This window comes from Quyinboa sediminis (genome assembly GCF_042219855.1).
Classification (GTDB): Bacteria; Bacteroidota; Bacteroidia; order Bacteroidales; family UBA5342; genus JBHJHP01.
In genome coordinates this window covers 1-8079 of the sequence record NZ_JBHJHP010000015.1, presented here as the reverse complement: position 1 = coordinate 8079, position 8079 = coordinate 1, and the positions used below count along the sequence as shown (strand labels likewise).

The following is an 8079-nucleotide window of genomic DNA, read 5'->3' as shown; positions in this document are numbered from 1 at the left end:
TATGCCGTCGTTTTCGGCTTGACAGTCTCCACTTCGTGGGACAGTCAACCGCACGACACCATACCGCGGGAACGTTATGCCTTATTTAAGAGCGACATCGTTCAACCAAGAAATTGAACCTAATGAGAAAGATTTTAACAACGACTGATTTAATATTTACTGGATTAATTGGACTTCTTTCAATTTTTTTACTGATTTTGTTGCCAATTGATGCAATTGAATTTTATAACAATCCTAGTGATTACATAAAAGTATATGACCTTGATACATCGGAAAAATTTTGGAGACTTGAATACTTAAAGAATTCGATACTTTTTGTTGTATTATCATTAGCGGTTTTGATAACTATTGGATTTAGTATTAAAAAGAAGAATAATAAGATTTTGATAATTAGGAGAGTTGTTGTGTATTCGTTGATATTGCTAATGGTTATTGCTTTTACAAAATGGGGACTGAATGGATTTGACCATTAACTTTCCCACTTACAACAAAACAGACTGACTGAGTGTTAAAATATGACTGAAAAAGAAAAACATATAATTGAGTTTATAAAATCTAAGGATTGTAAATCTTACTATATTGATATTCGAGACAAACTTGGAGAATTTTTTGATAACGAATCTGATTTTGATAACCACTTGGAGTCTTTAAAGCTCAAAAACTGGATTTATGAAAATGAACCAGGTGATACATTGTTTATAATAAATCAGGATATGCTAAAAGCGATTGATTATAAAATATCTTTAGCCAAATATGACATAAAATCGACTGGAGCTGGTGGTGGACACAAATATATCTCGGCACAGATTGACTTTAATGGTAAAACTCGCAAAATGATTGCAACTTTCTTGAGTAAAACAGACGAAAATAGACTCGAAAATATGTCTGATTTGGAGATTTGTGGGGATTTGATTGACGAAGGAGAAAAGTACGATTTGACTTTGTTAAATACTGAGATAATTAACTGATGGACAAGGAAAAACAAGGCATAACAATGTGTCATACGTAATGGCGGGGAAAGTAGTAAATATCAAGGGTTGTAGCTCGCATCAACACCATCTCGGTTTGATAGCGAAGAGCTCCGAAGTCCGCCACTACGCATACACTCAACGTTGGCAGCAATAGCAAAAGAAAAAAATTTACATTATTATGAATAGAATATTAGTTTTCACCGCATTCTTCCTATTCTTAACCTGTAATATTAAGGCGACAAACATTCCAGATTCATTAATTAATTTTATAGAAAAAGAACTGCCTGGTTTTTCAATTCCAACAACTAAAGAATATTTACAAGATTGGAATAAATACCTTAAGACTGAAGGAACATTACCATATTACTGTTCAAGTGATTTTAACGGAGATAATAAATTAGACTATGCAATACTTTTAACTGACTCCTTAAATGAAGTATCCCTTTATGCTTTTATTAAAGAAATTAATGATTATAAGGTGATTTTAATAAAACATTTGGGCTCTCAGGGAAAAGAGATTCAAATATTCATTAGTGTTGAGCAAAAAGGTGATTGGGAGTCAGCTACAAATAAAATAAATGTTCCCAATGATGGAATTTCCATTGACCTGACTGAAGAAAGTTTGAGTTGGTCTTATTATTTTGACGGAAAGACTTTTAAACGATTCTTATATGATTAAAAAGCTACAGCTGCCAACACGCGGTCATAGTGCATGGCAGTTATTTTAAACAAAATGTATAAACGTTCGATGCACGCGCTTTTCGTCCTGACAGTTCCTTTCCCGTCGGAAAGAAACTGCCACGACACCATACCGCGGGAACGTTAGCAACCATTAAAATGAAAACGACTATTAAATTAATAATTACATTTTACAAGTCATTTGCTTTATCCAGTAATTTGATAACTCTTTCATGTTTGTTTCTAGTAAACTTCTATGGTGAAAAGGCAATATATATAATTCAATATTTGTTTTGGTTTAAGATTATTACTCTTGGATTTATTTTTTATTATATCCATAACTCCAAAAAAAATGAGTTCTATTATTATAAAAACCTTGGATTGACAAAAAAACAATTATGGATAACAACTCTTTCTTTTGACTTTATTCTCTTTCTTGTATTATTCTCCGTTATCTTAATGAATCAATGACAAACATACTTGAGATTGACAGCGTAATTTTAGATTTTGGTTCGAAACGAGTTTTGCAGAATGTTTATTTAAAAAGTGAAACAGGGAAAGTAACTGGTATACTAGGAAGGAATGGAACAGGCAAAACATGTTTAATGAAAATTCTGTTTGGAGAACTTATTCCAAACGATAAATCAATCCGAATAAATGGTAATACTTTACTTACTTCAAGTCGTTCCCCAAAAGATTTAAGATATTTACCACAAAGGAGATTTATTCCTAAATCGCTAACAATTAAACGAATTTTTAGTGATTTCAAACTTGATTTTGCTGATTTGATTTATAACTTCCCTGAATTCGATAAATTCTATAAGTCAAAATTGATTAATCTATCAGGAGGGGAAAGACGAATTGTAGAAATTTATACAATATTGGTTTCTCAAACAAAATTTTGCATGTTGGACGAACCTTTTTCTCAAGTTATGCCAATACATGTAGATTCTATTAAAAATCTAATTCTTCGAGAAAAACGAAATAAAGGGATAATAATAACTGACCATATGTACAAACATATTATTGATATTTGCGATGAATTATACGTAATCAATAATGGGAAAACTTATCTAACAAAAAGTATTAACGATATTGAAACATTGGGATATATACGAATGACCGAGAATTAACGGTTGCTAACACGCTGTCATACTGCATGGCAGTTAAATTTTAAATAAAAATGTATCAACATTCGCGCACCGTGCCTTTCGTACTGACAGTTCCTTTCCCGTCGGAAAGAAACTGCCACGACAGCATACAGCGGGACCGTTGGCAACAATTTTGAAATGAGAACGATTCTAATAATAACATATCTGTCTATATTAACTACTATTGTTTTTTCCCAGGAATCCGTAGCGGTTTTAGCCAAGGGACTTGATAGCATTAATCTTATACTAAATGATAGCATCGTTGGGAGAGTCATGAAAAATGAAAAATTTATCACTTTCAAACCAGAATATGAATCAGATTTATGGCAGATATGGACAAGAAAGGGAGAAAATGGATTCACCGATAGAGGAAATATTATTTTATTACAAAATGAGAAGATATTTAAGCTAAATACTGATACTGTAACCCTTTTCCAAATAGCTTGTAGTAATTATAATTTGGACAATTTTAACTATTACGGGATCGACAATTATTGTAATTTGGTAAAACAGGCAGCAAATATTAATGAACAAGCTTTTCTAAGAATACTGGAACTAAACAATATTGTAGATGGTGGAGCGGCAGAAATAAACAATCAAATAGCATGGAATATATTTAATATTTGGAGTGACTCAGAATTCAATGATTTTCTAACCAAGCAAGATTATGAAACCCAATTAATGATTTCCAGGTTTTTAGTATATACCCAAGGAGCATATCCAATTACCAATACTAAATTTTATTACTCTGAATATTACCCAAAAACATGGAATACAATAAATTCGTTGATTGAAATAAAAAAATAAAAACTGTTGCCAACACGCGGTCATAGTGCATGCGGTTTTGTTTTAATTTGCAAACTCACATTCCGTATGCCGTCGTTTTCGGCTTGACAGTCTCCACTGCGTGGGACAGTCAACCGCACGACACCATACCGCGGGAACGTTGTATTTAATGCCGGGATTAGTTGTGTGAGATCTTATAAATTGGCCTCCACCCTCTTTCGGCTGAAGCAGGGAACGTTCTTTATTAAACAGGATCAACGATTGATTTTAACCAGGTGTTGGGTGGAGTCTCAGCTTGTTCAACTTTAAAGTTTCCTATTTTGACGCAATATCGTTTTGGGTTGACGCAATATCGTAAAGTTTTGATTTACATTATCCGGTCGTCGGTGGCTGAATCTCTTCTGATTTACGGAAGTGTTTAATTTGTGGAACATCAATTTGGATAACGTGACTGATAAAAAATAAGGCACTAAATACAACACACGGTCATACTGCATGGCAGTATTTTTAAATAAAACATATCAACGTTCGCGGGCTGTCTCTTCTGTCCTGACAGTTCCTTTCCCGTCGGAAAGAAACTGCCACGACAGCATACCGTGGGAACGTTGGCAGCAAGGCTATGACATCCTGCTATCAAAATAATTACACGATAAAAAAGATTTTAAAAATGAAGATTGTAACCCTGATTTTATTGATGTTTTTTTTAACAAGTTGCTTCTCGACCAAAAAAGCGACAACTGATAAGACAAATGATACAGATTATATAGTTCAATATATATCAGAGATTGAGAGTCAGGATAAAATATCAAACTCACCATTGATCGTTATTGATGGATTTGCAGTTGATTATGCAGATTATAAAGAAAAATCTCATCATTTATCAAAATCAGACATCAGCCAGATTGATTTTTTGTCAAAAGATAGTAAAACAGCTATAAATATTTATGGAGAAAGGGCACGAGGAGGAGTATTGCTTGTAACTACAAAAAACATTCAAGAAAAATCAGCCAAGACAATAGATGATAGAAAAGTTTTATTTTTGCTAGGCGATAAACAAATCACAAAGGAAGAATTAGAAAAACTCGATCCTAATAATATCGAATCAATTGATGTAATAAAAAACATCGATGATATAAAAAAGTATACTAATGAGGATTATGATGGAGTGGTAATTATAACTTTAAAGAAATGACTAGAATTTTTAATTTATTGCTAAAATATAGTAAAATAGGATTTTTAGTAATATCCTTCCTGGTTTTTTTCAACTGTGTAAACAGTAGATACTTACTTGATAATAAAGGGACTGATAAAAGATTTTTAATAGAGCAAATCAAAGCAATCTCTGAGGAAAATGAATTATCAAAGCATCCGATTTTAGTAATTGATGGTATTGAATACGTAAATGTTGATGAAATAAACTTGAGAAAAACGGGATTACAAAAGAGGGATATTAAAAAAATTGAACTGTTAAAGAAAGAACCAGCAATAAGAATTTTCGGCGATGAAGGTAAACGAGGAGTTCTTCTAATAACAACCAAAGTAGATTCAATCCAAAATGTTGATTAACTATAGATATAATGAACTATAAATGCCCAGCTGCCAACATCGTATATAGTGCATTTGGCGGATCGTACAAAGGTTTTGGCTTAGTTTCTTTTACTCAGCTTTGTAACGGTCTGATAGGAAAGTGCCTTGAAGCGCCAAACGACACCATATACGAGGCACGTTGTGCCCAAGTTTAAAAAAATGAAACGAATTTTTATAATACCAATATTACTCTACTTCGCTATTTGTACAAATGCGCAAAAATCATTGTACTCAGAGAATGACTTTAAATATATTGATGACATTTACTTAACTGAATATTTTTCGGTTGACAGTTTTCCTGACTTATTTAAATATATAATCCCTGCGTATCTAGATAGTTGGCGTGTTGATACTAACGATGTAACATTTACAAATGGTTATAAAGTTGACCTGAAAAAGTATTTATATGATTACAATTATTATTACTCTCCTAACGGAATTTTACCGGAATATATGCTACATTATAACTTTCATAATTTGAAGTTAGGAATACAGAAATATATTATAAAAATTGATATGGATGGTTATGGACAAATTATTGATATAAATATACCTAAACCTTTTGACTATAAATTATTAAACTATGATAAAGCTATAACTATCGCTGATTCAATATTTCAAATTCAAAATTTTCAGTACGACGAAAAATATGTTGACCTGAGATTTGACCGCAGTGAAAATGAATTGCTTTGGAAGTTCCATTATTCCATTGAAGATACGATTAAAGGTAGATTTAATGGGCAAGAATATGATTCTATTTTAAAGACTCGTAGCTTTAATATAGATATTTCTACAAAAAGACCAAATATGGTAAAAGCCTATAAAGACACCTTATCAATTGAACAGGAAATATTAGAAGAAGAATAGAAAAACCAGGGCACAACACACGGTATAGTGCATGGCAGTACTTTTAAACCAAAATAATTCAACGTTCGCTGCAAGCACCTTTCGTCCTGACAGTTCCTATCCTATCGGACAGAAACTGCCACGACACCATACCGCGGGAACGTTAGCGGTCATAATGAAAAAACCGAATCAACAAGGATTATGATTAAAAAAATTATTGCATTTATAACTGGATTTATCTTGATTTCTTTTCATTCCTATTCAATCAATAGCGATACTTTACGCTGCGTTCCTTATACAGATTCTATTTCAAAGACAGAGTATTATGTTTTTGTTGATTCAATGCCTCATTATCCTGGAGGAGACGGTGAACTGATAAAATTTTTCATGAACAATTTTCAATATCCGCAAGAGATTGATGCTTGTTGCATGATTATCATTGGATTTATTATTGATGCAGAAGGTAAAATGAAAGATTTGAAAATTATTCGCAGCCTACAGGATGATTTTGATAAAGAAGTATTGAGAGTAATGAGACTAATGCCTGATTGGAAACCCGGTAAATGCAGTGGAAAACCAGTACCAGTTAAGATGACTTTCCCACTTAATTTTAAATTACAGTAAATTTTATTATATGCCTATTGATTTATATTACATAGAGAAAAAAACAGGTTCAAATCATGATGGACCTGCATGGATTGGATATGTCAAAAAATCTAAGACCGGGAAAACAATTTATTTCAACAATAAAGCATTCCAAAAATATGGACACGGTAATTATACTGATATAGAGACTGGTGAAGGATATTGGATTTCAAGAATAAAACGAAATGGGCACGACAGGCACTGGGCTGGACACGGCAAAATAATGATTGACAGCAAAGCTGTCATTGAATACCTTGATTATAGAAATTTAACAGAATTAAAAGAATCGCAATTCATGACAGTTGATATTGTCGAAACAAGACAGCCGATTGATTATTATGAGATTGAGAATGAAAAATTGACAAATAAATAATTACGCCCGCTAACACACGGTATAGTGCATGGCAGTACTTTTAATCAAAAAATATCAACGTTCGTGCAAAGCTCCTTTCGTCCTGACAGTTCCTTTCACGGGTGAAAGAAACTGCCACGACACCATACCGCGGGAACGTTAGGCTTAATTTGGAAAAATAGAATATTCGTGATAACTTTGTAATTACAATACTAAAAGATCGAATTATGGAAGTTTCAGTTGTTAGAATAGGAAATTCAAAAGGTATCAGACTTAGTAAAACACTATTAGAAAGATATAATATTAAAGATACTGTAGATTTAATTCTTGAAAAAGGTCAAATTGTTTTAAGACCATTATCAACACCAAGAAAAGGTTGGGATAAAGCTTTTAAAGAAATGAATGAAAATGGAGATGACAGACTTCTTTTTAATGATGTCTTTGAAGACGAAAACCTTGAAGAATGGAAATAAAACAATATCAAATCATTCTTGTGAATTTAGACCCTACGATTGGTAGTGAAATAAAAAAGACTAGACCTTGTGTTATTGTCTCACCTGATGAGATGAATAAATACTTGAGAACAGTTGTAATTGCACCAATGACAACTAGTTCAAAGAATTACCCAACCAGGATTGAAGTTAAACATGATAGTAAAATTGGATGGATCGTTTTAGACCAAATCCGTACAATTGACAAACAAAGAATCGTAAAACCGCTTGGTAGATTATCAAAACCTGAAATAAAAGAGTTAAAAGCAATAATCAAGGAGACCTTTGTTGATTAAAAACAAACTAAGCCTAACACGCGGTCATACTGCATGGCAGTATTTTTAAACCAAATAATTCAACGTTCGCGGCTGTCACTTTCGTCATGACAGTTACTTTCCCGTCGGAAAGAAACTGCCACGACAGCATACCGCGGGAACGTTAGCCACCATAATGAAAGATGATGTTTTAAACATTTGCTAAAAAGATTTTCAAAATAAACCCTTGAGAAGAAAATAATATGAAAATTAATCATATTTCAAGCATTACAACTCTAATTTCAATGATTGTTATAT

General features: G+C 32.5%; 12 protein-coding genes. All 12 read left to right on the top strand.

Annotated features, from left to right (window positions below):
• The first annotated feature begins 122 nt into the window (after positions 1-122).
• The 12 genes from ACE1EF_RS19740 to ACE1EF_RS19685 all read left to right on the top strand — a co-directional run bounded on the left by ACE1EF_RS19740 (position 123) and on the right by ACE1EF_RS19685 (position 7803).
• Positions 123-473 carry a hypothetical protein gene (locus ACE1EF_RS19740; RefSeq protein WP_375722434.1) on the top strand — a complete coding sequence of 117 codons (351 nt, stop codon included), beginning with the start codon at positions 123-125 and terminating at the stop codon, positions 471-473.
• Between the two features lie 42 nt (positions 474-515).
• On the top strand, positions 516-968 hold the full coding sequence (locus ACE1EF_RS19735; RefSeq protein ID WP_375722433.1) for a hypothetical protein: 453 nt from the start codon (positions 516-518) through the stop codon (positions 966-968).
• A 181-nt stretch (positions 969-1149) separates the two neighbouring features.
• Positions 1150-1650 carry a hypothetical protein gene (locus tag ACE1EF_RS19730; protein WP_375722432.1) on the top strand — a complete coding sequence of 167 codons (501 nt, stop codon included), beginning with the start codon at positions 1150-1152 and terminating at the stop codon, positions 1648-1650.
• Between the two features lie 466 nt (positions 1651-2116).
• A complete protein-coding gene (locus ACE1EF_RS19725; RefSeq protein WP_375722431.1) occupies positions 2117-2782 on the top strand; it encodes an ATP-binding cassette domain-containing protein in 666 nt (221 codons plus the stop codon).
• A gap of 156 nt (positions 2783-2938) precedes the next feature.
• The gene (locus ACE1EF_RS19720; RefSeq protein ID WP_375722430.1) at positions 2939-3607 is read left to right on the top strand and encodes a hypothetical protein; all 669 of its coding nucleotides are present in this window, start codon (positions 2939-2941) and stop codon (positions 3605-3607) included.
• 646 nt (positions 3608-4253) lie between these two features.
• Entirely contained in the window at positions 4254-4778 is a 525-nt protein-coding gene (locus ACE1EF_RS19715; protein ID WP_375722429.1) for a hypothetical protein, read from the top strand.
• Positions 4775-5152, top strand: coding sequence for a hypothetical protein (locus ACE1EF_RS19710; protein WP_375722428.1), 378 nt, complete (start codon positions 4775-4777; stop codon positions 5150-5152). The genes ACE1EF_RS19715 and ACE1EF_RS19710 overlap by 4 nt, the downstream gene beginning before the upstream one ends.
• 180 nt (positions 5153-5332) lie before the next feature.
• Positions 5333-6040, top strand: a complete 708-nt coding sequence (locus ACE1EF_RS19705; protein ID WP_375722427.1) for a hypothetical protein — start codon at positions 5333-5335, stop codon at positions 6038-6040.
• Positions 6041-6220: 180 nt separating this feature from the next.
• Positions 6221-6643, top strand: coding sequence for an energy transducer TonB (locus ACE1EF_RS19700; RefSeq protein ID WP_375722426.1), 423 nt, complete (start codon positions 6221-6223; stop codon positions 6641-6643).
• Positions 6644-6653: 10 nt separating this feature from the next.
• Entirely contained in the window at positions 6654-7037 is a 384-nt protein-coding gene (locus ACE1EF_RS19695) for a mannose-1-phosphate guanylyltransferase (protein WP_375722425.1), read from the top strand.
• Between the two features lie 206 nt (positions 7038-7243).
• Complete coding sequence (locus tag ACE1EF_RS19690; protein WP_375722424.1) at positions 7244-7489, top strand: AbrB/MazE/SpoVT family DNA-binding domain-containing protein; 246 nt, start codon at positions 7244-7246, stop codon at positions 7487-7489.
• A complete protein-coding gene (locus tag ACE1EF_RS19685) occupies positions 7480-7803 on the top strand; it encodes a type II toxin-antitoxin system PemK/MazF family toxin (RefSeq protein ID WP_375722423.1) in 324 nt (107 codons plus the stop codon). The genes ACE1EF_RS19690 and ACE1EF_RS19685 overlap by 10 nt, the downstream gene beginning before the upstream one ends.
• The last annotated feature ends 276 nt before the right edge of the window (positions 7804-8079 follow it).